The 22,825-nt window shown below is 67.6% G+C and carries 30 protein-coding genes; 28 read left to right on the forward strand and 2 right to left on the reverse strand.

Annotated features, from left to right (window positions below):
* Positions 1 to 184 precede the first annotated feature (184 nt).
* From AC07PV_RS13170 to hisD, 12 genes are all read left to right on the forward strand, one after another.
* Entirely contained in the window at positions 185 to 1,003 is an 819-nt protein-coding gene (locus tag AC07PV_RS13170; RefSeq protein WP_494630464.1) for an ABC transporter ATP-binding protein, read from the forward strand.
* Positions 1,000 to 1,782: a lipid asymmetry maintenance ABC transporter permease subunit MlaE gene (mlaE, locus tag AC07PV_RS13175; RefSeq protein ID WP_492244425.1), complete on the forward strand. Its 783-nt coding sequence runs from the start codon at positions 1,000 to 1,002 to the stop codon at positions 1,780 to 1,782. The genes AC07PV_RS13170 and mlaE overlap by 4 nt, the downstream gene beginning before the upstream one ends.
* Before the next feature lie 39 nt (positions 1,783 to 1,821).
* The gene (gene mlaD, locus AC07PV_RS13180; RefSeq protein ID WP_218293432.1) at positions 1,822 to 2,316 is read left to right on the forward strand and encodes an outer membrane lipid asymmetry maintenance protein MlaD; all 495 of its coding nucleotides are present in this window, start codon (positions 1,822 to 1,824) and stop codon (positions 2,314 to 2,316) included.
* A gap of 5 nt (positions 2,317 to 2,321) precedes the next feature.
* Positions 2,322 to 3,092 (forward strand): MlaA family lipoprotein, encoded by a 771-nt coding sequence (locus tag AC07PV_RS13185; RefSeq protein WP_370627806.1) that lies wholly within the window; start codon positions 2,322 to 2,324, stop codon positions 3,090 to 3,092.
* A 161-nt stretch (positions 3,093 to 3,253) separates the two neighbouring features.
* A complete protein-coding gene (locus tag AC07PV_RS13190; protein ID WP_218293434.1) occupies positions 3,254 to 3,904 on the forward strand; it encodes an MlaC/ttg2D family ABC transporter substrate-binding protein in 651 nt (216 codons plus the stop codon).
* A gap of 56 nt (positions 3,905 to 3,960) precedes the next feature.
* Complete coding sequence (locus tag AC07PV_RS13195) at positions 3,961 to 4,233, forward strand: STAS domain-containing protein (RefSeq protein WP_218293435.1); 273 nt, start codon at positions 3,961 to 3,963, stop codon at positions 4,231 to 4,233.
* A gap of 92 nt (positions 4,234 to 4,325) precedes the next feature.
* On the forward strand, positions 4,326 to 5,351 hold the full coding sequence (locus AC07PV_RS13200; protein ID WP_218293436.1) for an ABC transporter ATP-binding protein: 1,026 nt from the start codon (positions 4,326 to 4,328) through the stop codon (positions 5,349 to 5,351).
* Positions 5,348 to 6,103, forward strand: coding sequence for an ABC transporter permease (locus AC07PV_RS13205; RefSeq protein ID WP_218293437.1), 756 nt, complete (start codon positions 5,348 to 5,350; stop codon positions 6,101 to 6,103). The genes AC07PV_RS13200 and AC07PV_RS13205 overlap by 4 nt, the downstream gene beginning before the upstream one ends.
* A gap of 1 nt (position 6,104) precedes the next feature.
* Positions 6,105 to 6,347 carry a BolA family protein gene (locus AC07PV_RS13210; RefSeq protein ID WP_218293438.1) on the forward strand — a complete coding sequence of 81 codons (243 nt, stop codon included), beginning with the start codon at positions 6,105 to 6,107 and terminating at the stop codon, positions 6,345 to 6,347.
* An 86-nt stretch (positions 6,348 to 6,433) separates the two neighbouring features.
* Positions 6,434 to 7,708: a UDP-N-acetylglucosamine 1-carboxyvinyltransferase gene (gene murA, locus AC07PV_RS13215; RefSeq protein ID WP_218293439.1), complete on the forward strand. Its 1,275-nt coding sequence runs from the start codon at positions 6,434 to 6,436 to the stop codon at positions 7,706 to 7,708.
* Positions 7,705 to 8,364 carry an ATP phosphoribosyltransferase gene (gene hisG, locus AC07PV_RS13220; protein ID WP_370627805.1) on the forward strand — a complete coding sequence of 220 codons (660 nt, stop codon included), beginning with the start codon at positions 7,705 to 7,707 and terminating at the stop codon, positions 8,362 to 8,364. The genes murA and hisG overlap by 4 nt, the downstream gene beginning before the upstream one ends.
* Before the next feature lie 22 nt (positions 8,365 to 8,386).
* Positions 8,387 to 9,769, forward strand: coding sequence for a histidinol dehydrogenase (gene hisD / locus AC07PV_RS13225; RefSeq protein WP_494630466.1), 1,383 nt, complete (start codon positions 8,387 to 8,389; stop codon positions 9,767 to 9,769).
* On the opposite strand, the gene AC07PV_RS13230 is transcribed toward hisD, so the two are convergent.
* Positions 9,756 to 10,169 carry a DUF2917 domain-containing protein gene (locus AC07PV_RS13230; protein ID WP_492805409.1) on the reverse strand — a complete coding sequence of 138 codons (414 nt, stop codon included), beginning with the start codon at positions 10,167 to 10,169 and terminating at the stop codon, positions 9,756 to 9,758. The genes hisD and AC07PV_RS13230 overlap by 14 nt on opposite strands.
* 151 nt (positions 10,170 to 10,320) lie before the next feature.
* Here AC07PV_RS13230 and AC07PV_RS13235 point away from each other — a divergent pair, with 151 nt between their 5' ends.
* The 16 genes from AC07PV_RS13235 (at position 10,321) to tatC (ending at position 21,282) form a co-directional block, all read left to right on the forward strand.
* Positions 10,321 to 11,775 carry an aminotransferase-like domain-containing protein gene (locus AC07PV_RS13235; RefSeq protein WP_218293442.1) on the forward strand — a complete coding sequence of 485 codons (1,455 nt, stop codon included), beginning with the start codon at positions 10,321 to 10,323 and terminating at the stop codon, positions 11,773 to 11,775.
* Positions 11,776 to 11,832: 57 nt separating this feature from the next.
* Entirely contained in the window at positions 11,833 to 12,057 is a 225-nt protein-coding gene (locus AC07PV_RS13240) for a hypothetical protein (protein ID WP_008905190.1), read from the forward strand.
* A 14-nt stretch (positions 12,058 to 12,071) separates the two neighbouring features.
* The gene (locus AC07PV_RS13245) at positions 12,072 to 12,524 is read left to right on the forward strand and encodes a PIN domain-containing protein (RefSeq protein WP_369641650.1); all 453 of its coding nucleotides are present in this window, start codon (positions 12,072 to 12,074) and stop codon (positions 12,522 to 12,524) included.
* Positions 12,521 to 13,654, forward strand: coding sequence for a pyridoxal phosphate-dependent aminotransferase (locus AC07PV_RS13250; RefSeq protein ID WP_494630468.1), 1,134 nt, complete (start codon positions 12,521 to 12,523; stop codon positions 13,652 to 13,654). The genes AC07PV_RS13245 and AC07PV_RS13250 overlap by 4 nt, the downstream gene beginning before the upstream one ends.
* Positions 13,651 to 14,286, forward strand: a complete 636-nt coding sequence (hisB, locus tag AC07PV_RS13255) for an imidazoleglycerol-phosphate dehydratase HisB (protein ID WP_218293446.1) — start codon at positions 13,651 to 13,653, stop codon at positions 14,284 to 14,286. Before AC07PV_RS13250 ends, hisB begins: the two co-directional genes overlap by 4 nt.
* A 52-nt stretch (positions 14,287 to 14,338) precedes the next feature.
* The gene (gene hisH / locus AC07PV_RS13260; RefSeq protein ID WP_218340330.1) at positions 14,339 to 15,016 is read left to right on the forward strand and encodes an imidazole glycerol phosphate synthase subunit HisH; all 678 of its coding nucleotides are present in this window, start codon (positions 14,339 to 14,341) and stop codon (positions 15,014 to 15,016) included.
* 56 nt (positions 15,017 to 15,072) lie between these two features.
* Positions 15,073 to 15,813, forward strand: a complete 741-nt coding sequence (gene hisA, locus AC07PV_RS13265; RefSeq protein ID WP_218340329.1) for a 1-(5-phosphoribosyl)-5-[(5-phosphoribosylamino)methylideneamino]imidazole-4-carboxamide isomerase — start codon at positions 15,073 to 15,075, stop codon at positions 15,811 to 15,813.
* 117 nt (positions 15,814 to 15,930) lie between these two features.
* A complete protein-coding gene (gene hisF / locus AC07PV_RS13270) occupies positions 15,931 to 16,731 on the forward strand; it encodes an imidazole glycerol phosphate synthase subunit HisF (protein WP_494630469.1) in 801 nt (266 codons plus the stop codon).
* A gap of 113 nt (positions 16,732 to 16,844) precedes the next feature.
* The gene (gene hisI / locus AC07PV_RS13275) at positions 16,845 to 17,243 is read left to right on the forward strand and encodes a phosphoribosyl-AMP cyclohydrolase (RefSeq protein ID WP_218294405.1); all 399 of its coding nucleotides are present in this window, start codon (positions 16,845 to 16,847) and stop codon (positions 17,241 to 17,243) included.
* Between the two features lie 5 nt (positions 17,244 to 17,248).
* Entirely contained in the window at positions 17,249 to 17,623 is a 375-nt protein-coding gene (locus AC07PV_RS13280) for a phosphoribosyl-ATP diphosphatase (RefSeq protein WP_218293449.1), read from the forward strand.
* Positions 17,620 to 18,006 carry a DUF4870 family protein gene (locus tag AC07PV_RS13285; RefSeq protein WP_218293450.1) on the forward strand — a complete coding sequence of 129 codons (387 nt, stop codon included), beginning with the start codon at positions 17,620 to 17,622 and terminating at the stop codon, positions 18,004 to 18,006. Before AC07PV_RS13280 ends, AC07PV_RS13285 begins: the two co-directional genes overlap by 4 nt.
* The gene (locus AC07PV_RS13290; protein WP_492244184.1) at positions 17,999 to 19,045 is read left to right on the forward strand and encodes a patatin-like phospholipase family protein; all 1,047 of its coding nucleotides are present in this window, start codon (positions 17,999 to 18,001) and stop codon (positions 19,043 to 19,045) included. Before AC07PV_RS13285 ends, AC07PV_RS13290 begins: the two co-directional genes overlap by 8 nt.
* Positions 19,046 to 19,207: 162 nt before the next feature.
* On the forward strand, positions 19,208 to 19,564 hold the full coding sequence (locus tag AC07PV_RS13295) for a histidine triad nucleotide-binding protein (RefSeq protein ID WP_218340326.1): 357 nt from the start codon (positions 19,208 to 19,210) through the stop codon (positions 19,562 to 19,564).
* A gap of 106 nt (positions 19,565 to 19,670) precedes the next feature.
* Positions 19,671 to 19,907 (forward strand): Sec-independent protein translocase subunit TatA, encoded by a 237-nt coding sequence (gene tatA / locus AC07PV_RS13300; protein ID WP_218293453.1) that lies wholly within the window; start codon positions 19,671 to 19,673, stop codon positions 19,905 to 19,907.
* 44 nt (positions 19,908 to 19,951) lie between these two features.
* Positions 19,952 to 20,416 carry a Sec-independent protein translocase protein TatB gene (tatB, locus tag AC07PV_RS13305; protein ID WP_218293454.1) on the forward strand — a complete coding sequence of 155 codons (465 nt, stop codon included), beginning with the start codon at positions 19,952 to 19,954 and terminating at the stop codon, positions 20,414 to 20,416.
* A 68-nt stretch (positions 20,417 to 20,484) separates the two neighbouring features.
* Positions 20,485 to 21,282, forward strand: a complete 798-nt coding sequence (tatC, locus tag AC07PV_RS13310) for a twin-arginine translocase subunit TatC (RefSeq protein WP_218293455.1) — start codon at positions 20,485 to 20,487, stop codon at positions 21,280 to 21,282.
* 276 nt (positions 21,283 to 21,558) lie between these two features.
* Here tatC and AC07PV_RS13315 read toward each other — a convergent pair whose 3' ends face one another.
* Positions 21,559 to 22,701, reverse strand: coding sequence for a S1C family serine protease (locus tag AC07PV_RS13315; RefSeq protein ID WP_218293456.1), 1,143 nt, complete (start codon positions 22,699 to 22,701; stop codon positions 21,559 to 21,561).
* Positions 22,702 to 22,825: the final 124 nt, after the last annotated feature.

Here is a 22,825-nt window from a genome sequence, read left to right on the forward strand (position 1 = left end):
CGGTGCCTGTCAATCCGGGGTTGCCGCACGCGGGATAGCTCCCGTGGCCCCGCCGGCGGCGGTGTTGAAACGCAAACATACATGGATGTATGTTTCTTCAGCTACCATCGCCGCTGTGTGAGCGCAGCATGTTCCCATGCGTCGCGGCCGCCCGTTCTCCGGATTTCCGAACCCCTTCCATTGCATGCCTGAGTCTTCCTGCCTTGCCGAATTGCGCAATGTCACGTTCTCCTACGGTGACCGCGTCATCCTGCGCGACGTGACATTGGCGGTGCCCAGGGGCAAGGTGACGGCGCTGATGGGTGCCTCCGGAGGGGGCAAGACCACGGTGCTGCGCCTGATCGGCGGCCAGCAGCGCGCGCAGGCTGGCCAGGTGCTCCTGAATGGCGACGACGTGGGGCGCATGGACACCCACCAGCTCTATGCAGCGCGCCGCCGCATGGGCATGCTGTTCCAGTTCGGGGCGCTGTTCACGGATCTGAGCGTGTTCGAGAACGTGGCGTTCCCGCTGCGCGAGCACACCGACCTGTCCGAGGCGCTGATCCGGGACGTGGTGCTGATGAAGCTCCATGCCGTGGGCCTGCGCGGCGCGCGCGACCTGATGCCCAGCCAGATTTCCGGGGGCATGGCGCGGCGCGTGGCGCTGGCGCGTGCCATTGCGCTGGACCCCGAACTGGTGATGTATGACGAGCCGTTTGCGGGGCTGGACCCCATTTCCCTGGGGACGGCGGCGCAGCTGATCCGTCAGCTCAACGATGCCCTGGGCCTCACGAGCATCGTGGTCTCGCACGACCTGGAAGAGACCTTCCGGCTTGCGGACCATGTGATCATTCTGGGCGCGGGCGTGGTGGCCGCGCAGGGCACGCCCGACGAGGTGCGGGCGAGCGCCGACCCGCTGGTCCACCAGTTCGTGAACGCGCTGCCGACCGGGCCCGTGCCGTTTCACTACGCGGGCCCGACCGTGGAGCAGGACTTCGGTCCGTTCGGGGGGCGGGTGCTATGAGCTGGTACAAGCCGTCCGACGTGGGCTTCGCCGTGCGCCAGAAACTGTCCGATATCGGCATGGCCGCCCGTCTGTTCGCGCGGCTGCTGCAGCTGGCGGGCGCGGCCTTCATGCGGCCGTCGCTGGTGCGCGACCAGATCCATTTTCTGGGCAACTACTCGCTGGCCATCATCGCGGTGTCGGGCCTGTTCGTGGGTTTTGTCCTGGGCCTGCAGGGCTACTACACGCTGCAGCGGTACGGGGCTTCCGAAGCCCTGGGGATGCTGGTGGCGCTGTCGCTGGTGCGTGAGCTCGGGCCCGTGGTGACGGCCCTGCTGTTCGCCGGCCGCGCGGGCACCTCGCTCACGGCCGAGATCGGCCTCATGCGCGCGGGTGAGCAGCTTTCCGCCATGGAGATGATGGCCGTGGACCCGGTGCGCCGCATCCTCGCGCCGCGGTTCTGGGCCGGTGTGATCACCATGCCCCTGCTGGCGGCGGTGTTCAGCGCCGTGGGGGTGGCTGGCGGGTGGATCGTGGGCGTGCTCATGATCGGCGTCGACCACGGGGCGTTCTGGAGCCAGATGCAGGGCGGCGTGGACGTCTGGCGCGATCTGGGCAACGGCGTGATCAAGAGCGTGGTCTTCGGCTTCACCGTCACGTTCGTGGCGCTGCTGCAGGGGTATGCCGCCAAGCCCACGCCCGAAGGCGTGGCGCGCGCCACTACCCGCACGGTGGTCATGGCGTCCCTGGCCGTGCTGGCGCTGGACTTCGTGCTCACGGCCCTGATGTTCAGTATCTGAGGCGGGCCCGAAAAGCCGCCGGAGTGGAGAAATCAAACAATGCAACCATCCAAAAACGATCTCTGGGTAGGGCTGTTCGTCATGCTCGGCACGGTGGCGCTGGTCTTCCTGGCGCTGCAGTCGGCCAACCTGCTGAGCCTGAACTTCCAGCCCGGCTACCGCATCACCGCGCGCTTTGACAACATTGGCGGCCTCAAGCCCCAGGCCGCGGTGCGCGGTGCCGGCGTGGTGGTGGGCCGTGTGGAGTCCATCACGTTCGACGACAAGACCTACCAGGCGCGGGTGACGCTGGCGATGGAAAACCGCTACGCTTTCCCCAAGGACAGCTCCCTCAAGATCCTCACCAGCGGCCTGCTGGGTGAACAGTACATCGGCATCGAGGCCGGTGCCGACGAGAAGAACCTGGTGGCGGGCGACATGGTCACCGCCACGCAGTCGGCCGTGGTCCTCGAGAACCTGATCGGACAATTCCTCTACAACAAGGCCGAAGACGGCAGCAACAGCAAGCCCGCAGGGGCAGGTGACAAGAAATGACGACGATGACCAAGCTTTCCCAACCCGCCGCCCGCGCCGCCGCGTGGCTGGCCTTTCTGCTGGGAGCGGCACTGCTCACGGGCTGCGCCACGGTGGCCAACCCGGACCCGCGCGACCCGCTGGAGTCCTACAACCGCAGCATGACCAACTTCAACGAGCAGGTCGATGCGATGGTGCTCAAGCCGGTGGCGATTGCCTACAAGGAAGCCACGCCCGCACCGGTGCGCACGGGCGTCAGCAACTTCTTCGCCAACGTGGGAGATGTGTGGTCGTTCGTGAACAACGTGCTGCAATTGCGGGCGGAAGCCGCCGCGTCCACCTTCATGCGCGTCAACGTGAACACCTTCATGGGCCTGGGCGGCGTGCTCGATATCGCCAGCGAACTGGGCATCGACCGCTACAAGCAGGATTTCGGCCTCACGCTGGGGTACTGGGGCATGGGCACGGGCCCGTACCTGGTGCTGCCGATCCTGGGCCCCTCCACCGTGCGCGACACGCTGGCCCTGCCCGTCGACTGGAAGGGCAACGCGGTGAGCTATGTGGACCCGGTATCGGCCCGCAATGCGCTGTATGCACTGCGTGCCGTGGACGTGCGCGCCAACCTGCTGCGCGCGGGGTCCGTGCTCGACAGCGCCGCCCTGGACAAGTACAGCTTCACCCGCGACGTGTTCCTGCAGGTGCGCAGCCAGCAGCAGGCGGGCACGGCGCAAAATGGCGACGACAAGGACGAGCGCAACGCCAATGATGGCGTGTTGCCCGAAGAGCCTCCGCGCTGAGGCGGTGGCGCAATCCGTGGCGGGCCATGTCCGGGGCAGGCGTGTTGCACTTGCTTGCAATCCGCAACCCGCGCGACGCACGGGGCCTGCGCTGGCCGCCCACAATGAATGAACGCCGGGTGCCACCGGCGCCCGCAGCTCCCGAGAAAGTAGAAGACATCATGACGATGAACCGACGTACCCTGGGCCACATGGCCCTGTGCCTGACGGCCGTGGCCGCGCTGGGCGCCGCGCCCCTGGCCGCCCTGGCCGCGGATGAAGCTCCCGATGCGCTGATCAAGCGCCTGTCGGCCGATGTGCTCAGCACCGTGAAGGCGGACAAGGCCATCCAGAGCGGCGACCTGGCAAAGATCATCGCGCTGGTGGACAAGACCGTGATGCCCAACGTGAACTTCCGCCGCATGACCGCCGCGGCGGTGGGCCCCGGCTGGCGCCAGGCCACCCCCGAGCAGCAAAAGCGCCTGCAGGACGAGTTCAAGGTCCTGCTGGTGCGCACCTACGCGGGGGCGCTGGCGCAGGTGAACGACCAGACCATCCAGGTCAAGCCCCTGCGGGCCGCCCCGGAGGACAAGGACGTGCTGGTGCGCACCGAAATCGTCGGCCGTGGCGATCCGATCCAGCTGGACTACCGGCTGGAAAAAACCCCCGGCGACGGTGCGGGCTGGAAAATCTACAACCTGAACGTGCTGGGCGTGTGGCTGGTGGAAACCTACCGCGGCCAGTTCGCGCAGGAGATCAACGCCAAGGGCATCGACGGCCTGATCGAGACCCTGGTGGCCCGCAACAAGAGCAATGCCGGCGCCAAGGGCTGAAATGGCACACCGGTTTCATGCGCCGCGGCCGGCGCGCGGCACCATGGGGCACTGACATGCTGGTATTGCCCGCCGAACTGACCCACCGCCAGGCCACGGTGTGCCTGCACATGCTGCTGCAGGGCCTGAAGGCGCACCGCGAGCCCTGCGTCATGGTGGATGCCCATGCGCTGGCGGTGTTTGACACGTCGGCGCTGGCGGTGCTGCTCGAATGCCGGCGCGAAGCGATCGACGATGGCAAGACCTTTGCCGTCCAAGGCCTGCCCGCCGCCCTGCGCAGCCTGGCGGGGCTGTATGGCGTGGGCACGCTGCTCGCGCCAGCGTCCTGACAGCGGCGGCAGGCCGGGCCGGCGACGGCCCAGGGGCCGTGCCAGACCCCGGTCGGCGCTCTTTGGTGCAAGGCCGTAAAATCAGGGGCTTCATGCCCGCAGTCTCATTCCAAGCCATCTCCAAGACCTTTGCCACGCCCAAAGGCCCTTTCCAGGCACTGAACCAGGTCAGCCTGGACATCGAGGAGGGCGAGTTCTTCGGGCTCCTGGGCCCCAACGGTGCCGGCAAGACCACCCTCATCAGCATTCTCGCGGGCCTGGCCCGTGCCAGCAGCGGCCGTGTGCTGGTGCAGGGCAGCGACGTGCAGGCCGACTTTGCCCAGGCGCGCCGCAAGCTGGGCGTGGTGCCGCAGGAGCTGGTGTTCGACCCTTTCTTCAACGTGCGCGAGTCGCTGCGCATCCAGTCCGGCTACTTCGGCGTGAAGAACAACGAAGCCTGGATCGACGAACTGCTGGAAAACCTGGGCCTGGCCGACAAGGCCACGGCCAACATGCGCCAGCTGTCGGGCGGCATGAAGCGCCGCGTGCTCGTGGCACAGGCGCTGGTGCACAAGCCACCCATCATCGTGCTCGACGAGCCCACTGCGGGCGTGGACGTGGAGTTGCGCCAGACGCTCTGGCATTTCGTGGCGCGCCTGAACAAGGAAGGCCACACCGTGCTGCTGACCACGCACTATCTGGAAGAAGCCGAGGCCCTGTGTGGCCGCATCGCCATGCTCAAGTCGGGCCGCATCGTGGCCCTGAACCGCACGAGCGAGCTGCTGCAGGCGGCCTCCGGCAGCATCCTGCAGTTCAAGACCGATGCGGTCCTGCCGCCTTCGCTCAACGCGCTCGCCCGCGTCACGGGCCGCATCGTGCAGTTGCCCGCGCACGACGCGGCCGAGATCGAAAGCCATCTGGCCGCGCTGCGGGTGGCGGGCGTGGACGTGCATGACATGGAGATCCGCCGGCCCGACCTGGAAGACGTTTTCCTGCAGGTGATGTCGGGCACCTCGGCATCCAATATTCCTCTGGCGGGGGTGGAGGCTGCCGCAGCGCCGGGCCGCCCCAGGCAGGGCGCAGTCCCCTTGGGGGGCGGCGCGGAGACCGCAGTGCCGAGCGTGGGAGCACAACGATGACCGGCTGGCAGACCCTGTTCTACAAGGAGGTGCTGCGCTTCTGGAAGGTGAGCTTCCAGACCGTGGCCGCGCCCGTGCTCACGGCCGTGCTGTACCTGCTGATCTTCGGCCACGTGCTCGAAGACCATGTGAAGGTCTACGACCGCATCAGCTACACCGCCTTCCTGGTGCCGGGCCTCGTGATGATGAGCGTGCTGCAGAACGCCTTCGCCAACAGCTCGTCGAGCCTGATCCAGAGCAAGATCATGGGCAGCCTGGTGTTCGTGCTGCTCACGCCGCTGTCGCACTGGGCCTGGTTCCTGGCCTATGTGGGCTCGTCCATCGTGCGCGGGCTGGTGGTGGGGCTGGGGGTGTTCATCGTCACGCTGGCGTTCGCCCGGCCCGAGTTCGCCGCGCCGCTGTGGATTCTTGCGTTCGCCTTCCTGGGGGCGGCCTTGCTGGCCACGCTGGGGCTGATTGCCGGGCTGTGGGCCGACAAGTTCGACCAGCTCGCGGCGTTCCAGAACTTCGTGGTGGTGCCGATGACGTTCCTCTCGGGAGTGTTCTATTCCATCCAGTCGCTGCCGCCCTTCTGGCAGACCGTGAGCCACCTCAACCCGTTCTTCTACATGATCGACGGTTTCCGCTACGGCTTCTTTGGCCAGAGCGATACCTCGCCGTGGCTCAGCCTCTCCATCGTGGGCGTGGCCTGGCTGGCCGTGAGCGCCCTGGCGGTCCACCTGCTGCGCACCGGCTACAAAATTCGGAATTGACATGACCGCAGACCAACTCAAAGACATCATCGCCGCCGGCCTGGCCTGCGAGCACATCGCGCTCGAGGGTGACGGCCGCCACTGGTACGCCACCATCGTCTCGGCCGAGTTCGAGGGCCGGCGCGCCATCCAGCGGCACCAGCGCGTGTACGCCACGCTGGGCGCCAAAATGCACACCGACGAGGTGCATGCGCTGTCGATGAAGACCTTCACGCCCGCTGAATGGGCCGCGCAGCCCCGGTGATTGCTGGAATGCTCCTTTTTTAATAGCTGTCTGCGCTTGATGGAAAAGCGCTGGCGGCACTTTTTATTCATATTTCTGGTTTCGAGATGGACAAACTCCTGATCCGCGGCGGCCGCCGCCTGCATGGCGAGGTGCTGGTATCCGGCGCCAAGAACGCCGCCCTGCCGGAGTTGTGCGCCGCGCTGCTCACGGCCGAGCCGGTCACGCTGCTGAACGTGCCGCAGCTGCAGGACGTGAGCACCATGCTCACGCTGATCCGCAACATGGGCGTGGCGGCCGCGCGTGCCGACGATGGCACGGTGCGCATCGATGCCAGCGGCCTGAACACGCCCGAGGCGCCGTACGAGCTGGTCAAGACCATGCGCGCCTCGGTGCTCGCGCTGGGCCCGCTGCTGGCGCGCTTCGGCGAGGCCACGGTGTCGCTGCCCGGCGGCTGCGCCATCGGCTCGCGCCCGGTGGACCAGCATATCAAGGGCCTGGCCGCCATGGGCGCAGACATCGTGGTCGAGCACGGCTACATGATCGCCAAGCTGCCCGCAGGCTGGACGCGACTGAAGGGCGCGCGCATCACCACCGACATGGTCACGGTGACGGGCACCGAGAACTTCCTCATGGCCGCCGCGCTGGCCGAGGGCGAGACCGTGCTGGAGAACGCCGCGCAGGAGCCCGAGATCTCCGACCTGGCCGAGATGCTGATCGCCATGGGCGCGAAGATCGAAGGCCACGGCACCAGCCGCATCCGCATCCAGGGCGTCGAGAAGCTGCACGGCTGCACCCACCGCGTGGTGGCCGACCGCATCGAGGCCGGCACCTTCCTGTGCGCCGTGGCCGCCACGGGCGGCGACGTGGTGCTGCGCCATGGGCGCGCCGACCACCTGGACGCCGTGATCGAGAAGCTGCGCGAGGCCGGTGTGCAGGTGCAGGCCGTCGACGGCGGCATCCGCGTGCAGAGCGCGGGCGGCGCCACGCTCAAGGCACAGGGCTTTCGCACCACCGAGTACCCCGGCTTTCCCACCGACATGCAGGCGCAGTTCATGGCGCTCGACTGCATCGCGCAGGGCACGGCCACGGTGACCGAGACGATTTTTGAAAACCGCTTCATGCACGTCGACGAGCTGGTGCGCCTGGGCGCCAAGATCCAGACCGACGGCAAGGTCGCCATCATCGAGGGCGTACCCCGCCTGTCGGGCGCCACCGTGATGGCCACCGACCTGCGCGCCTCGGCCAGCCTGGTCATCGCGGGCCTGGTGGCCGACGGCGAAACCATGGTGGACCGCATCTACCACCTGGACCGCGGCTACGACTGCATGGAAGCGAAATTGCGCGGCATCGGCGCGGACATTGAACGGATCACAGCATGAGCAGCAGCATGATTACCCTGGCGCTTTCCAAAGGCCGCATCTTCGACGAAACCCTGCCTTTGCTCGCCGCCGCCGGCATCGAGGTGCTGGAAGACCCCGAAAAGTCGCGCAAGCTGATCCTGCCCACCAACCAGCCCAACGTGCGCGTGGTGCTGGTGCGCGCGACCGATGTGCCCACTTACGTGCAGTACGGCGGCGCCGACATCGGCGTGACCGGCAAGGACACGCTCATCGAACACGGCGGCCAGGGCCTGTACCAGCCGCTGGACCTGCAGATCGCCAAGTGCCGCGTGAGCGTGGCCGTGCGCAACGATTTCGACTACGCCCGTGCCGTCAAGCAGGGTTCGCGCCTGAAGGTCGCCACCAAGTACACCAGCATCGCGCGCGACTTCTTCGCGACCAAGGGCGTGCACGTGGACATGATCAAGCTCTACGGCAGCATGGAACTCGCACCGCTCACCGGGCTGGCCGATGCCATCGTGGACCTGGTCTCCACCGGCAACACGCTCAAGGCCAACCACCTGGTGGAGGTCGAGCGCATCATGGACATCAGCTCGCACCTCGTGGTCAACCAGGCCGCGCTCAAGCTCAAGCAGGCGCCGCTGCGCCGCATCATCGATGCGTTCGCCTCGGCCATTCCTGCGGAAAAGAATTGACCCCCACCCACTGACTGACACTATGACTCTGGTAGCTGCTCCCGCCCGTCTGTCCACCGCTGCGGCCACTTTCGAGGCTGATTTCGCAGCCCGCCTGCACTGGTCGGCCGACACCGACGCGGCCATCGAGCAGCGCGTGGCCGACATCCTCGCCGACGTGCAAAAGCGCGGTGACGCCGCGGTGCTGGAGTACACCGCCCGTTTCGATGGCCTCTCGGCCCCCGATATGGCGGCGCTCGAGCTGACCCAGGCCGACTTCAAGGCCGCGTTCAACGCCATTCCAGAGGCCCAGCGCGACGCGCTGCAGGCTGCCGCCAAACGCGTGCGCAGCTACCACGAGGCGCAGAAAAAAGCCTCGGGCGAGAGCTGGAGCTACCGCGACGAGGACGGCACGCTGCTGGGCCAGAAGGTCACGCCGCTGGACCGCGTGGGCATCTACGTGCCCGGCGGCAAGGCCGCGTACCCGTCCAGCCTGCTGATGAACGCCATCCCGGCCCACGTGGCGGGGGTGCAGGAAATCATCATGGTCGTGCCCACGCCGGTGCGCGGCAGCGTGGCCACCGGTGGAACGGGCGAGGGCACTTCGACGAAGGGCGAGCGCAACGAACTGGTGCTGGCCGCCGCCTACGTGGCGGGCGTCACGCGCGCCTTCACCATCGGCGGCGCGCAGGCCGTGGCCGCGCTGGCGTACGGCACCGAAACCGTGCCCAAGGTGGACAAGATCACCGGCCCCGGCAACGCCTATGTGGCCAGCGCCAAGAAGCGCGTGTTCGGCACGGTTGGCATCGACATGATCGCGGGCCCCAGCGAAATCCTGGTGCTGGCCGACGGCAGCACGCCGCCCGACTGGGTGGCGATGGACCTGTTTTCACAGGCCGAACACGACGAGCTGGCCCAGAGCATCCTGCTGTGCCCCGACGCCGCCTACCTCGACGCCGTGCAGCGCGAGATCGACCGCCTGCTGCCCACCATGCCGCGCGCCGAGATCATCGCCAAGAGCCTCACCGGCCGGGGCGCGCTGATCCTCACCAAGGACATGGAAGAAGCCTGCGCCATCAGCAACCGCATCGCACCGGAACACCTGGAAGTGAGCAGCACCGACCCGCACCGCTGGGAGCCGCTGCTGCGCCACGCCGGCGCGATCTTCCTGGGGGCCTATACCTCCGAGAGCCTGGGCGACTACTGCGCGGGCCCCAACCACGTGCTGCCCACCAGCGGCACCGCACGCTTCTCGTCCCCACTGGGCGTGTACGACTTCCAGAAGCGCAGCAGCCTCATCGAGGTGAGCGAGGCCGGTGCCCAGGTGCTGGGCACCATCGCGGCCGAGCTGGCCTACGGCGAGGGCCTGCAGGCCCACGCGCAGGCGGCAGAGATGCGGCTGACGACGCCCCTCAAGCCGCGCTGATCGCACCCCGTGGCAGGGTGCCTGGCGCGGGTGCCGTCGCCTTGGGCTGAGAGGCTGCAGCGGGGGCGGGCGGGCAGGCGGCCCCCGCCACGGACCGGTGCTTCGCCCAGTTCAGGCGGGCGGGCCGGTGGCCTTCGGCGCTCACGCGCAGCCGCACGGGCCCGGTGAACGACAGGCGCTGGCCGGCCTCCAGGAAATAGTCTTCCAGCAGGCCGTCGCAGGTCACCCACACGCGGCCTTGTTCCACTTCGAGCAGGGCCATGTCGCCCGCACGGAAGTCCAGCACCTGGACGGCCTGCAGCGGCGGCAGCGGCTGGCGCTTCCATTGCAGGGTGAGCGGGACCGCTGGCGGGGTCGGCAGAGCGGGCGACGGGAGGGTGGGGGTGTGCAGCGAGTTCATGCCTTCACTGTGCGGCCACCCGCCGTGCGCCGCCAGCCACAGGCATGGACCATCTGGGCCAGTACAGAACCATGTACCAGCCCATCTGTACTGGTTGTACTGGCCCGCCTCTGTACTGTCTTCCGGCCAGGGTGCCAGTACAGAATGCAGCATGGCCACCGATGACGCACCCCCGCTGTACCTGCAGATCGCCGAGCAGCTCGCGCAGCTGATCCGCAATGGCACCCTGGCGCGCGGCGAAAAGCTGCCGTCGGTGCGCGAGCTGGCGCGCCAGCATGCCGTGGCGCAGACCACGGTGGTGCAGGCCTACCACTGGCTGGAGGATGCGCGCCTGATCACCGCGCGCCCGCGCTCGGGCTTCTTCGTCGCGGCGCGACCGGTGAGCCTGCCCGAGCCCAGCACGCCGCGCCCCCTGCGCCGTCCGCGCGAGGTGTCGGTGGACTGGCTGGGCCAGCGCATCCTGGGCCGCAACCAGCCGGTGGACATGATCTCGTACAGCAGCGGCACGCCCGGCCCCGAGCTGTTCAACCCCGACCGCGTGCGCCGCGCCGTGGTGCGCGCCGCGCAGCGCCACCGCAACCTGTTGTGCACCTACCCCAGCTCCTCGGGCCACGAAGACGCCCGCCGCGCCATCGCGCGCTACGCCGTGGGCCTGGGCTGCAGCCTCGACCCCGAGAACATTGTGGTCACCGGCGGCTGCATGGACTCCATTGCGCTGTGCCTGCGCGCCGTCACCCAGCCGGGCGACGTGGTGGCGCTGGAGTCGCCCACGCATTTCTCCTTTCTGGAGGTGCTGCAGGGCCTGCACCTCAAGGCGCTGGAGATTCCCACCCACCCGCGCAACGGCCTGTCGCTGGATGCGCTGCAGCTGGCGCTGGAAACCCAGCCGGTCAAGGCCGTGATGATCGTCCCCACGCTCAGCAACCCGCTGGGCAGCTGCATGCCGCAGGCCGAACGCAAGCGCCTGGCGCAGATGGCGGCGCGCCATGGCATGGCGGTGATCGAGGACGCGATCTACAACGACCTCGTGGAGGTGGACGAGATGCGCCGCACCGTCAAGTCGTACGACACCACGGGCCACGTGATGCTGTGCGATTCGTTTTCCAAGACGCTGGCGCCGGGCCTGCGCCTGGGCTGGCTGGAGGCCGGGCGCTGGGCCGACAAGCTGCGCGCCATCAAGGACCTGCAGGCGGGCGGGCAGTCGGCCGTGCTGGAGCTGGCGCTGGCCGACCTCATCACCCAGGCCGGCCATGCCGCCGCGATGCGCCAGCTGCGCGCGGCCGTGGCCGCGCGCATGGACGAGGTGCGCCGCATCATCGCCGCGCACTTTCCGCAGGGCACCCGGGTGAGCGACCCGCCCGGCGGGCTGCTGCTGTGGCTGGAGCTGCCGCGCGCGCTCGATTCGGTGCAGCTGCACGAGGCCTGCCTGGCGCAGCAGATCCTGATCGCGCCCGGCACGGTGTTCAGCGCCAGCGGGCGGTTTCGCAACTGCCTGCGCATTGGCGTGGGCGGTGACTGGTCGCCTGCCCATCTGGCGGCCCTGCGCACCGTGGGCGACATGGCGTGCCAGATGCTGCGGGCAGGGACACAGCTCAAGGCCGCGTAACCGCCCAGAAAACAACACGAAGTTCGTGATGCACGAAGTTCGTGTAATATTTCAGCCATGAAAAACATCACCGTGACCATGGACGACACCGTCGCCGAATGGGTGCGCGTGGAAGCCGCCAGGCGCGGCAGCAGCGTCTCGCGCCTGCTGGGGGAATGGCTGGCCGAAAAGATGCGCCAGGAAGACGCTTACGCCCAGGCCATGCGCGAGGCGCTGGGGTTTGAATCCTGGGGCGCGTCCAGCGGCCCGTATGTGCCCCGCGAAACCCTGTTTCTGCGCTGAGCGGTGCAATACCCATGAGCACCGTCCCCATCTTTGTCGATACCGAAATCCTGCTGGCCAGCGTGGACGACCGCGACGCCGAACGCCAGGCGCGGGCCCGCGAATGGATCGGCTTTTGCTGGCAGACGCGCAGCGGCCGCATCAGCTCGCAGGTGCTCAACGAGCTGTACAACCAGGCGATCCAGCGCTTTGACGGCCCGCAGGTGCTGCAGCAGGTGCGCGCCCAGGTGCGCCGCCTGCGCGTGTGGCTGCCGCCGCACCTGGACTCCTACACCGTGGACGGCGCCTGGGACCTGCAGGACCGCTACCGCCTGGGCTACTGGGATGCGCTCATCCTCTCGTCCGCCCACCAGCAGGGCTGCCGCTACCTGTTGACCGAAGCCCTGCCGCACGGCGAGCCCCTGGACGCCGTGCGCCCCATCAACCCGTTTCTCATCACCCCCAACGAACTGGACACCACCGAATGACTACTCCCGCGTCGTCTCCCCTCCAGGCCCTGGCCCGCATCCGCCCCGACGTGCGCGCCATGCACGCCTACGGCGTGCAGCCTTCCGCCGGCATGCTCAAGATGGACGCGATGGAGAACCCGTTCCGCCTGCCCGCGCACCTGCAGGCCGCGCTGGGCCAGCGCCTGGGCGCGGTCGCGCTCAACCGCTACCCCGGCGACCGCCTGCTGGACCTGAAGGCCGCGCTGGCCCAATACGCCGGCCTGCCCGAGGGCTACGGCATCGTGCTGGGCAACGGCTCGGACGAGCTCATCACCCTGCTGGCCCTGGCCTGCGCGCAACCCATGGACAAGGATGGAAGGGGCCAGCGCGCCACCATGCTGGCGCCCATGCCGGGCTTCGTGATGTACCCGCTGTCCGCGCAACTGCAGGGCCTGGATTTTGTCGGCGTGCCGCTCACGCCCGATTTCGAGCTGGATGAGCCCGCCATGCTGGCCGCCATCGCGCAGCACAACCCCGCCATCACCTACATCGCCTACCCGAACAACCCCACGGCCACGCTGTGGGACGAGGGCGCGGTGCAGCGCATCGTCGACGCCGCGGGCGCGCAGGGCGGCATCGTGGTCATGGACGAGGCCTACCAGCCCTTTGCCAGCCGCACCTTCATCGACCGCATGCGGGCCGAGCCCGCGCGCAACGCCCACGTGCTGCTCATGCGCACGCTCAGCAAGTTCGGCCTGGCGGGCGTGCGCCTGGGCTACCTCATCGGCCCCGCCGCGTTCGTGAGCGAGATCGACAAGGTGCGCCCGCCCTACAACGTGAGCGTGCTCAACTGCGAGGCCGCGCTGTTCGCGCTGGAGCACGCCGACGTGTTCGCCGGGCAGGCCGCCGAGATCCGCGCCGAGCGCACGAAGCTCCTGGCGGCCCTGCGGCAGATGCCCGGCATCGAAAAATGCTGGGACAGCGAGGCCAACATGATCCTCGTCCGTGTGGCGGATTCCGCCCGGGCGTACGAGGGCATGAAAAACCGCAAGGTCCTGGTCAAGAACGTTTCTACAATGCACCCATTGCTGGCCAACTGCCTGCGCCTCACGGTGGGCGCCGCCTCCGACAACGCGCAGATGCTCGCCGCCCTGCAAGCCTCCCTATGACTTCCTCCGCACTCGTCACTTCCGCAACGCCCGATCCCCTGGCCGACCGCATCGCCGAGGTCAGCCGCAACACCGCCGAGACGCGCATCCGCGTGCGCATCAACCTCGACGGCACGGGCCAGGCCAAGCTTTCCACCGGCATCGGCTTCTTCGACCACATGCTCGACCAGATCGCCCGCCACGGCCTGATCGACCTCGACATCGACTGCGAAGGCGACCTGCACATCGATGGCCACCACACGGTCGAAGATGTGGGCATTACGCTGGGCCAGGCCTTTGCGCGCGCCGTGGGCGACAAGAAGGGCATCCGCCGCTACGGCCACGCCTACGTGCCGCTGGACGAAGCGCTGTCGCGCGTGGTGGTCGATTTTTCGGGCCGCCCGGGGCTGCACATCGACGTGAAGTTCACGGCCGGCAGCATCGGCCAGCTCGATACGCAGCTGGTGTACGAGTTCTTCCAGGGCTTCGTGAACCACGCGGGCGTCACGCTGCACATCGACAACCTCAAGGGCATCAATGCCCACCACCAGTGCGAAACCATCTTCAAGGCCTTCGGGCGCACGCTGCGCGCGGCGCTGGAGCGCGATCCGCGCTCGGTGGGCGTCATTCCGTCCACCAAGGGCTCCTTGTGAAATTTTTGAGCCAGATCAAGCGCTAACGCTTGATGAATAAGCGCCAATAGCTATGAATATGGAAGCAAAAACCGTTGCGGTCGTGGACTACGGCATGGGCAACCTGCGCTCGGTGTCGCAGGCCGTGCAGGCCGCCGCAGAGGGCACCGGCTGGACCGTGGTCGTCACGCAGCGTCCCGAGGACGTGCGCGCGGCGCAGCGCATCGTGCTGCCGGGGCAGGGCGCCATGCCCGACTGCATGCGCGAGCTGCGCGAATCCGGCCTGCAGGAATCCGTGCTCGAAGCGGCTGCCGCCAAGCCGATGTTCGGCGTGTGCGTGGGCATGCAGATGCTGCTGGACCACAGTGCCGAGGGCCCCCATGGAGGAACGCCCGGCCTGTCGCTGATCCACGGCGATGTGCGCAAGTTCGACCTGGCGGGCCGCACCCAGCCCGATGGCAGCCGCTACAAGGTGCCCCAGATGGGCTGGAACCAGGTGCGCCAGGTGCCGCACGCGGGCAAGGTGCACCCGGTATGGGCCGGCGTGCCCGACCACAGCTACTTCTACTTCGTGCACAGTTTCTATGCGGTGCCGCGAGACGCGGCCCACTGCGCGGGGCAGGCGGACTACGGCGGTGTGTTCGCCGCCGCCGTTGCGCGCGATAATATTTTCGCCACGCAATTTCACCCTGAAAAGAGCGCGGAGCACGGCCTGGCCCTGTACCGCAATTTTCTGCACTGGAATCCCTAATCCAACCCGTTCGGGCCGAGCCCTGCCTCGCCCTTTTCCTCCCGAACTTCACCACCATGCTGCTCATCCCCGCCATCGACCTCAAGGACGGCCACTGCGTACGCCTCAAGCAAGGCGATATGGACCAATCCACCACCTTCGGAGAAGACCCTGCCGCCATGGCGCGCAAGTGGGTGGATGCCGGTGCGCGCCGCCTGCACCTGGTGGACCTGAACGGCGCCTTCGCGGGCGTGCCCAAGAACTACACCGCCATCAAGTCCATCCTCCAGGAGGTGGGCGACGACATCCCGGTGCAGCTCGGCGGCGGCATCCGTGACCTGGACACCATCGAGAAATACATCGACGGCGGCCTGCGCTACGTGATCATCGGTACGGCGGCGGTCAAGAACCCCGGCTTCCTGAAGGACGCGTGCAGCGCCTTTGGCGGCCACATCATCGTCGGCCTGGATGCCAAGGACGGCAAGGTGGCCACCGACGGCTGGAGCAAGCTCACGGGCCACGAGGTCGTGGACCTGGCCAGGAAGTTCGAGGACTGGGGCGTCGAGTCCATCATCTACACCGACATTGGCCGCGACGGCATGCTCTCGGGCATCAACATCGACGCGACGGTGAAGCTCGCGCAGTCGCTCTCCATCCCGGTGATCGCCTCGGGCGGCCTGTCCAACATGGCCGACATCGAACAGCTGTGCGCCGTCGAGGAAGAGGGGGTCGAAGGCGTGATCTGCGGCCGCGCCATCTACAGCGGCGACCTTGATTTCGCGGCAGCGCAGGCGCGCGCCGACGAGTTGAATGGATAACCCCCCTGAGCGGCTGCGCCGCTTCCCCCAAGGGGGACGACGCCAGTGGCCTGGCGAAGCCAGTTCCACGGCGTCCGCTGGCCTCGGCAACGCCCCATCCACGAATCGCTGACTGACATGCTTGCCAAACGCATCATCCCCTGCCTCGACGTCACCGGAGGCCGCGTGGTCAAGGGCGTCAACTTCGTCGAACTGCGCGATGCGGGCGACCCCGTCGAGATCGCCGCGCGCTACAACGCGCAGGGCGCCGACGAACTCACCTTCCTGGACATCACCGCCACCAGCGATGGCCGCGACCTGATCCTGCCCATCATCGAGGCCGTGGCCAGCCAGGTGTTCATCCCGCTCACCGTGGGCGGCGGCGTGCGCACGGTCGAGGACGTGCGCCGCCTGCTCAACGCGGGCGCTGACAAGACCAGCTTCAACTCGGCCGCCATCGCCAACCCCGAGGTGATCGACGCCGTCTCGGCCAAGTACGGCGCGCAGTGCATCGTGGTGGCCATCGACGCCAAGCGCCGCTCGCCAGAAGACGCCCAGCGCACCGGCGCCAACGGCCGGGCCGTGGGAGAGGGCTGGGACGTGTACAGCCACGGCGGGCGCAGGAACACGGGCCTGGATGCCGTGGCCTGGGCCGCCGAGATGGCGCGCCGGGGCGCCGGCGAGATCCTGCTCACCAGCATGGACCGCGATGGCACCAAGTCCGGCTTCGACCTCGCCCTCACGCGTGCCGTGAGCGACGCCGTGGGCGTGCCCGTGATCGCCTCGGGCGGCGTGGGCAACCTCGACCACCTGGCCGACGGCATCCAGACCGGTGGAGCCGACGCGGTGCTGGCGGCCAGCATCTTCCATTACGGCGAATACACCGTCGGCCAGGCCAAGGCGCGCATGGCCGAACGCGGCATTCCCGTGCGGCTGTGAAGCAATTGCTATTAAAAGAATAGCTATCGGCGCTTGATGGAAAAGCGCCAGATGCCCAAAAGACTGAGTAAATCCGGGGGCACGCACGTTCCCGGCGATCCAAATCGCCGACAATCCCGCCCATGAACTGGCTCAACGAAGTGAAATGGGATGCGCAGGGCCTGGTGCCCGTGATCGCGCAAGAGCAGGGCACGGGCGACGTGCTGATGTTTGCGTGGATGAACCGCGAGGCGCTGGAGAAAACCGCGGAACTCGGCCGCGCCGTGTATTTCAGCCGCTCGCGCGGCAAGCTGTGGTTCAAGGGCGAGGAGTCCGGCCACGTGCAGACGGTGCATGAAATCCGCCTGGACTGCGACAACGACGTGGTGCTGCTCAAGGTGACCCAGCTGGGCCACGAGCCCGGCATCGCCTGCCACACGGGCCGCCACAGCTGCTTTTTCAGCGTGCTCAAGGATGGCGCCTGGCAGGCGGTCGATCCGGTCTTGAAAGACCCTGAATCCATCTACAAGTAAGAGCCATGAGTTCCAACGATTCCCTCGCACGCCTGGCCGATGTGATTGAAAGCCGCAAGCCGGCCAACGGCGGCGATCCCGAGAAGAGCTACGTCTCGCGCCTGCTGCACAAGGGGCCGGACGCGTTCCTGAAGAAGATCGGCGAGGAAGCCACCGAGGTCGTCATGGCCGCCAAGGACGTGGACCACGGCGCCGACAAGTCCAAGCTCGTCTACGAGGTGGCGGACCTGTGGTTCCACTCCCTGGTGGCGCTGGCCCACTATGGCCTCACGCCCGCCGACGTGCTGGCCGAGCTGGAGCGCCGCGAGGGCACCAGCGGCATCGAGGAAAAAGCCTTGCGCAAGGCCGTTGCGCGCGCCACCCAGGAGGGTTCCCCATGAACGATATCGTCGACGTGCAGACCACCAGCCAGAAGGCGCAGGGCCTCAAGAACATCGGCTGGGTCAGCTATGTGCTGCACCTGATCGTGGCGGTGGGCGCCGTCCTTCCGGGGGCGCAGGGCAGCCTTGTGCTGCTCTTGATTGCGCTGGTGCTGGATCTGGTCAAGCGCGGAGATGCCGAAGGCACCTGGCAGGCCAACCATTTTTCCTGGCGCATCCGGTCCGTGCTGTGGGCCGGCGTGCTGTACGCGGTCACGTCGCCGCTGTGGCTGCTGCTGATCGCGCCGGGCTGGATCGCCTGGGGCGTCATTTCGCTGTGGTTCCTGTACCGCATCGTGCGCGGCATGCTGGCCATGAGCAAGAACCAGGCCGTGGATGCCTGAGCCTGGCGCGCCGCTCCCCCGCCTGAACCTGGCCCTGCAGGGCGGCGGCTCGCACGGCGCGCTGACCTGGGGCGTGCTGGATGCGCTGCTCGAGGACGGGCAGTGGCACTTCGAGGGCGTGAGTGGCACCAGCGCCGGAGCCATGAACGCCGTGGCCCTGGCACACGGCTTTGCCAAGGCCGCACACGAACACAAGGACCCGCACGAAGCCCACCTGGCGGGCTGCCAGCAGGCGCGCGAGACGCTCACCCGCCTGTGGGAAGGCGTGGGCACGCTGGGCAGCCTGATGTGGGGCTCGCCGCTGTCGGCCGCCAACCCCATGATGGGGCTGATGCGGCAGTGGCTGTCGCCCTACCAGACCAACCCGCTGGACATCAACCCGCTGCGCCGCCTGCTGGAGCGCGAGGTGGATTTCGACCTGCTGTGCACCGCGCGGCGCGCCAGCAGCGCGGCGGGCGGGCCCAAGGTGTTCGTCTGCGCCACCAACGTGCGCACGGGGCGGGGCGAGATCTTCTCGGGCTCCAGGCTCAGCGCCGATGCCGTGATGGCCTCGGCCTGCCTGCCGCTGATGTTCAAGGCCGTGGAGATCGACGGCCAGCACTACTGGGATGGCGGCTACTCGGGCAACCCCGCGCTGCACCCGCTGATCTATCAGACCGAGGCCTCGGACATCCTGCTCGTGCAGATCAACCCCATCGAGCACCTGGAGCTGCCGCATTCCGGCGCCGAGATCATGGAACGCATGAACGAGGTCACCTTCAACGCCAGCCTGCTGGCCGAGATGCGCGCCATCGAGTTCGTGCGCCGCCTGCTCGCCGAGGGCAAGCTCGACCCGCGCCGCTACAAGAGCGTGCGCATGCACCGCATCGACGGCGGCTCGGTGCTGGCCCCGTTCGGCGCCGACAGCAAGATGCGCGCGGACCTGGCCTTCGTGCGCAAGCTGTTCGCCCTGGGCCGCACGGCCGGACAGGAATGGCTGCATGCGCACCGCAAGGATGTGGGCGTGCGCCCGACCATCAAGATCGCTGACAATGCGTGAAGCCTCCTGTGTCGCCTGTGGCGCCTTCCCCCTCAGGGGGACGCCACCCGTGGCCTGGCGGAGCCAGTTCCACGGTGGCGCTGGCCTGGGGCGCGCCGGTGGCAATGGCTTGGGGTTGAGCAGCGCCCGGTGAACTGTTAACTTCGTACCGACATTTTTCTCATGCACGATCCGAACTGCCTTTTCTGCAAGATCATCGCGGGCCAGATTCCTTCGAGGAAGGTCTATGAGGACGAGGAGATCTTCGCCTTCCACGACATCCACCCCTGGGCGCCGGTGCACTTTCTGATGGTGCCCAAGCGGCATGTCCCTTCGATGGCGCAGGTCACCGCAGACGATGCGGGAGTTCTGGGGCGCATGATGGCGCTGGCGCCCCGGCTGGCCCTGGAGCAGGGCTGCAACCCGTACCCCGAGGGTGGCTTTCGCGTCGTGGTAAACACGGGGCTTGAAGGCGGGCAGGAAATCCACCACCTGCATGTTCACGTGATGGGCGGCCCCCGCCCGTGGCTCAAAGGCTGAACCAGGCTGACGGCGCGTGCCGATAGTTTCCCGCTGGCGGGCAAGGGCGTCGGACTTCGGTCGCGGCCCCCGTCTAAAATGACTGCAATTCGTTAGGAGATATTCCATGGGCTCTTTTTCCATCTGGCACTGGCTGATCGTGCTGCTGATCGTCGTCATGGTGTTCGGCACCAAGAAGCTCAAGAACATGGGCTCCGACCTCGGGGGCGCCGTCAAGGGCTTCAAGGACGGCATGAAGGACGGTTCGGCCGATGCCCCCGCCACCCCTCCCGCAGGCCAGGTTGCCAACAACCCGGCGGCCGACAAGACCACCATCGATGTCGAAGCCAAGCAAAAGAGCTGAGCGCGCCGTCCGCACCGGCCCCCGCATGCCTTTTCGCCTGACCCATGATTGATATTGGCCTGTCCAAGATGGCGCTGATCGGCGCGGTGGCACTCATCGTCATCGGGCCGGAGAAGCTCCCGCGCGTGGCCCGCACGGTGGGTACGCTGCTGGGCAAGGCCCAGCGCTACGTGTCCGACGTCAAGGCCGAGGTGAACCGGTCCATGGAGCTCGATGAGCTCAAGAAAATGAAGGACACGGTGGAGACCGCCGCACGCGACGTGCACAACTCCATCCAGACCAGCGCCAGCGAGTTCGAGAAGGACTGGGCCTCGGCCACGGAGACCAGCAACGCCGACCTGCACGAGCCGCAGGCGCCCGTGGTGCCGGCCTACAAGCACCCTGGCAAGAACTGGCGCCTCAAGCGGGGCGCGGTGCCCCAGTGGTACAAGTCCCGCAGTGGCGTGCGCACGAAGGCGCAGTCCGGCGCGGCGCGCGTCGCGCGCTACCGCCCCCAGAAATTCCATTGATGACGACGATGCGGCGCGGCGTGCCGTGCGCGCTGCATGGGCGGCCTCCACGCCCCTGAAAACCCAATATGTCCGAAACCCCCTCCAAAGAAGACGAGCTGGCCGGTACCGAGCAGCCCTTCGTGCAGCACCTGATGGAGCTGCGCGACCGGCTGGTCAAGGCGCTCATTGCCATCGCCATCGCGGCGGCGATCCTGTTCTTCTTTCCCGGCCCTGGCGCGCTGTACGACTTCCTGGCGGCGCCGCTGGTGGCCCACCTGCCCAAGGGCGCCACGCTGATCGCCACCTCGGTGATCTCGCCGTTCATGGTGCCGCTCAAGATTTTGCTGATGTCGGCCTTCCTGCTGGCATTGCCCTTCGTGCTGTGGCAGGTGTGGGCCTTCGTGGCGCCGGGCCTGTACTCGCACGAGAAGAAGCTGGTGCTGCCGCTGGTGGTCTCCAGCACGCTGCTGTTCTTCATCGGGGTGGCGTTCTGCTACTACCTCGTGTTCGGGCAGGTGTTTGCGTTCATCCAGAGCTTCGCGCCCAAGAGCATCACGGCCGCGCCAGACATCGAGGCCTACCTGAGCTTCGTGCTGTCGATGTTCCTCGCGTTCGGCCTGGCGTTCGAGGTGCCCATCGCCGTGGTGGTGCTGGCCCGCATGGGCATCGTGAGCGTGCAGAAGCTGCGCGAGTTCCGCGGCTACTTCATCGTGCTGGCGTTCGTGATCGCCGCCGTCGTCACGCCGCCGGACGTGGTCTCGCAGCTGTCGCTGGCCGTGCCCATGTGCCTGCTGTACGAAGTGGGCATCTGGGCCGCGCAGATCTTCATCAAGCACACCAAGGCGCCTGAGGACACCGAGGAATCCGCCTCCGCGTCGTCCTGATCGATCGGCGCGCCGCCGTGGCGCGCTGGAAGGCGGGGTTGCACCGGGAGCCCCGGGCCTCCTGCTCCGCAAGGAATATCCAGATAAAAATAGCTGCCAGCGCTTGTCCGTCAAGCGTTGGGAGCTATTTTTTTGATAGTGCGCCGCAGCGCGGCCGCAGCTGCGTGGCCATCGGTGGGAACTGGCGCGCAGCCAGCCCGGGGCCATGGAACGCGGGTTTCGCCGGGCCGTCCGCGGCGCCCCCGTTGAGGGCGCCGCGCGGCGGCGCGGGGCTTGTTACCTCTTTCTCGGCTTTGGGCGCACGCCAGGGTTGATGCTCAGCTCCACCAGCTTGTCGCCGCGCTGCACGTTGAACGGGGCCACGGTTCCAGGCTTGAGCCCCGCCACGGCGGTCAGCAGTTCGGACACATTGCCCACGTTTTTTCCATCCACGCGCACGATCACGTCGCCGGGCCGCATGCCGGCCTGGGCCGCAGGGCCGTCCTGCAGCACGCCGGTGATGATCACGCCTTCGGTGGCCTTCACGCCGAAGGTCTCGGCCAGCTCGGGGGAGAGCTCGTTGGGCTCCACGCCGATCCAGCCGCGCGTGACCTGGCCGTCCTTCACGATGCCGTCCAGCACCAGCCGCGCGGTGGACACGGGGATCGCAAAGCCGATGCCCATGCTGCCGCCCGAGCGCGAGTAGATGGCGGTGTTGATGCCCATGAGGTTGCCGTTCACATCCACCAGCGCGCCGCCCGAGTTGCCAGGGTTGATGGCCGCATCGGTCTGGATGAAGTTCTCGAAGGTGTTGATCCCCAACTGCGTGCGGCCCAGTGCGCTCACGATGCCGCTGGTCACCGTCTGGCCCACGCCAAACGGGTTGCCGATGGCCAGTACCTGGTCGCCCACGGCGAGCACATCCGAGTTGCCCAGCACGATGACGGGAAGCTTGTCGAGCTCGATCTTGAGGATGGCCAGATCGGTGTCTGGGTCGGTGCCGATCACGCGGGCGCGGGCGCGGCGGCTGTCGGTCAGCGTCACTTCGATTTCGTCGGCGCCTTCCACCACATGGTTATTGGTCAGGATGTAGCCATCGGGGCTCACGATCACGCCGCTGCCCAGCCCGGCCTGCGCCTGCGCGCCCTGGTCGCCAAAGAAGAACTGGAACCAGGGGTCGTTGCTGCGCGGATGGCGCACGGCCTTGCTGGTATTGATGCTGACCACTGCGGGCGCGGCCTGGCGCGCGGCAGCGCTGAAGCTTCCCGCCGCTGGCTGCGGGCTGGCGGTGGTCGCGGGAGCCTCCAGCAGCGCGATGCCCGCGCCCGAGCGCGTGGTGGCGCCCCGGCCCAGCCAGCTCGGCTGCAGCGTGGCGACGACGAAATAGGCGGCAACGAACACCGTCACGGCCTGGGAAAACAGCAACCAGATGCGCTTCATGAAATTCTTCTGTACCGATGAGGATGGGGCGGAAGGGGGTGTGGGGCTAGGGCTTTCGGCCTGCACGGCAGGCCCTGGCCGCCTCTGCGGGCACATTGTCCCCCAACTGGGACCGCCGGCGCGC

The organism is Acidovorax sp. GW821-FHT09A11 (assembly GCF_059418365.1).

Excerpts from the sequence above, each read along its gene's own strand:
- AC07PV_RS13200 (WP_218293436.1), top strand. The coding sequence starts at position 4,326 with ATGCCCGCAGTCTCATTCCAAGCCATCTCCAAGACCTTTGCCACGCCC.
- mlaE (WP_492244425.1), top strand. The coding sequence starts at position 1,000 with ATGAGCTGGTACAAGCCGTCCGACGTGGGCTTCGCCGTGCGCCAGAAA.
- tatB (WP_218293454.1), top strand. The coding sequence starts at position 19,952 with ATGATTGATATTGGCCTGTCCAAGATGGCGCTGATCGGCGCGGTGGCA.
- AC07PV_RS13185 (WP_370627806.1), top strand. The coding sequence starts at position 2,322 with ATGACCAAGCTTTCCCAACCCGCCGCCCGCGCCGCCGCGTGGCTGGCC.
- hisH (WP_218340330.1), top strand. The coding sequence starts at position 14,339 with ATGAATATGGAAGCAAAAACCGTTGCGGTCGTGGACTACGGCATGGGC.
- tatA (WP_218293453.1), top strand. The coding sequence starts at position 19,671 with ATGGGCTCTTTTTCCATCTGGCACTGGCTGATCGTGCTGCTGATCGTC.
- hisB (WP_218293446.1), top strand. The coding sequence starts at position 13,651 with ATGACTTCCTCCGCACTCGTCACTTCCGCAACGCCCGATCCCCTGGCC.
- AC07PV_RS13285 (WP_218293450.1), top strand. The coding sequence starts at position 17,620 with ATGAACGATATCGTCGACGTGCAGACCACCAGCCAGAAGGCGCAGGGC.
- AC07PV_RS13170 (WP_494630464.1), top strand. The coding sequence starts at position 185 with ATGCCTGAGTCTTCCTGCCTTGCCGAATTGCGCAATGTCACGTTCTCC.
- AC07PV_RS13280 (WP_218293449.1), top strand. The coding sequence starts at position 17,249 with ATGAGTTCCAACGATTCCCTCGCACGCCTGGCCGATGTGATTGAAAGC.
- AC07PV_RS13195 (WP_218293435.1), top strand. The coding sequence starts at position 3,961 with ATGCTGGTATTGCCCGCCGAACTGACCCACCGCCAGGCCACGGTGTGC.
- mlaD (WP_218293432.1), top strand. The coding sequence starts at position 1,822 with ATGCAACCATCCAAAAACGATCTCTGGGTAGGGCTGTTCGTCATGCTC.
- AC07PV_RS13190 (WP_218293434.1), top strand. The coding sequence starts at position 3,254 with ATGACGATGAACCGACGTACCCTGGGCCACATGGCCCTGTGCCTGACG.
- AC07PV_RS13290 (WP_492244184.1), top strand. The coding sequence starts at position 17,999 with ATGCCTGAGCCTGGCGCGCCGCTCCCCCGCCTGAACCTGGCCCTGCAG.
- AC07PV_RS13250 (WP_494630468.1), top strand. The coding sequence starts at position 12,521 with ATGACTACTCCCGCGTCGTCTCCCCTCCAGGCCCTGGCCCGCATCCGC.
- AC07PV_RS13205 (WP_218293437.1), top strand. The coding sequence starts at position 5,348 with ATGACCGGCTGGCAGACCCTGTTCTACAAGGAGGTGCTGCGCTTCTGG.
- tatC (WP_218293455.1), top strand. The coding sequence starts at position 20,485 with ATGTCCGAAACCCCCTCCAAAGAAGACGAGCTGGCCGGTACCGAGCAG.
- hisD (WP_494630466.1), top strand. The coding sequence starts at position 8,387 with ATGACTCTGGTAGCTGCTCCCGCCCGTCTGTCCACCGCTGCGGCCACT.
- AC07PV_RS13210 (WP_218293438.1), top strand. The coding sequence starts at position 6,105 with ATGACCGCAGACCAACTCAAAGACATCATCGCCGCCGGCCTGGCCTGC.
- hisF (WP_494630469.1), top strand. The coding sequence starts at position 15,931 with ATGCTTGCCAAACGCATCATCCCCTGCCTCGACGTCACCGGAGGCCGC.
- hisA (WP_218340329.1), top strand. The coding sequence starts at position 15,073 with ATGCTGCTCATCCCCGCCATCGACCTCAAGGACGGCCACTGCGTACGC.
- AC07PV_RS13240 (WP_008905190.1), top strand. The coding sequence starts at position 11,833 with ATGAAAAACATCACCGTGACCATGGACGACACCGTCGCCGAATGGGTG.
- AC07PV_RS13230 (WP_492805409.1), bottom strand. The coding sequence starts at position 10,169 with ATGAACTCGCTGCACACCCCCACCCTCCCGTCGCCCGCTCTGCCGACC.
- murA (WP_218293439.1), top strand. The coding sequence starts at position 6,434 with ATGGACAAACTCCTGATCCGCGGCGGCCGCCGCCTGCATGGCGAGGTG.
- AC07PV_RS13235 (WP_218293442.1), top strand. The coding sequence starts at position 10,321 with ATGGCCACCGATGACGCACCCCCGCTGTACCTGCAGATCGCCGAGCAG.
- AC07PV_RS13315 (WP_218293456.1), bottom strand. The coding sequence starts at position 22,701 with ATGAAGCGCATCTGGTTGCTGTTTTCCCAGGCCGTGACGGTGTTCGTT.
- hisG (WP_370627805.1), top strand. The coding sequence starts at position 7,705 with ATGAGCAGCAGCATGATTACCCTGGCGCTTTCCAAAGGCCGCATCTTC.
- AC07PV_RS13295 (WP_218340326.1), top strand. The coding sequence starts at position 19,208 with ATGCACGATCCGAACTGCCTTTTCTGCAAGATCATCGCGGGCCAGATT.
- AC07PV_RS13245 (WP_369641650.1), top strand. The coding sequence starts at position 12,072 with ATGAGCACCGTCCCCATCTTTGTCGATACCGAAATCCTGCTGGCCAGC.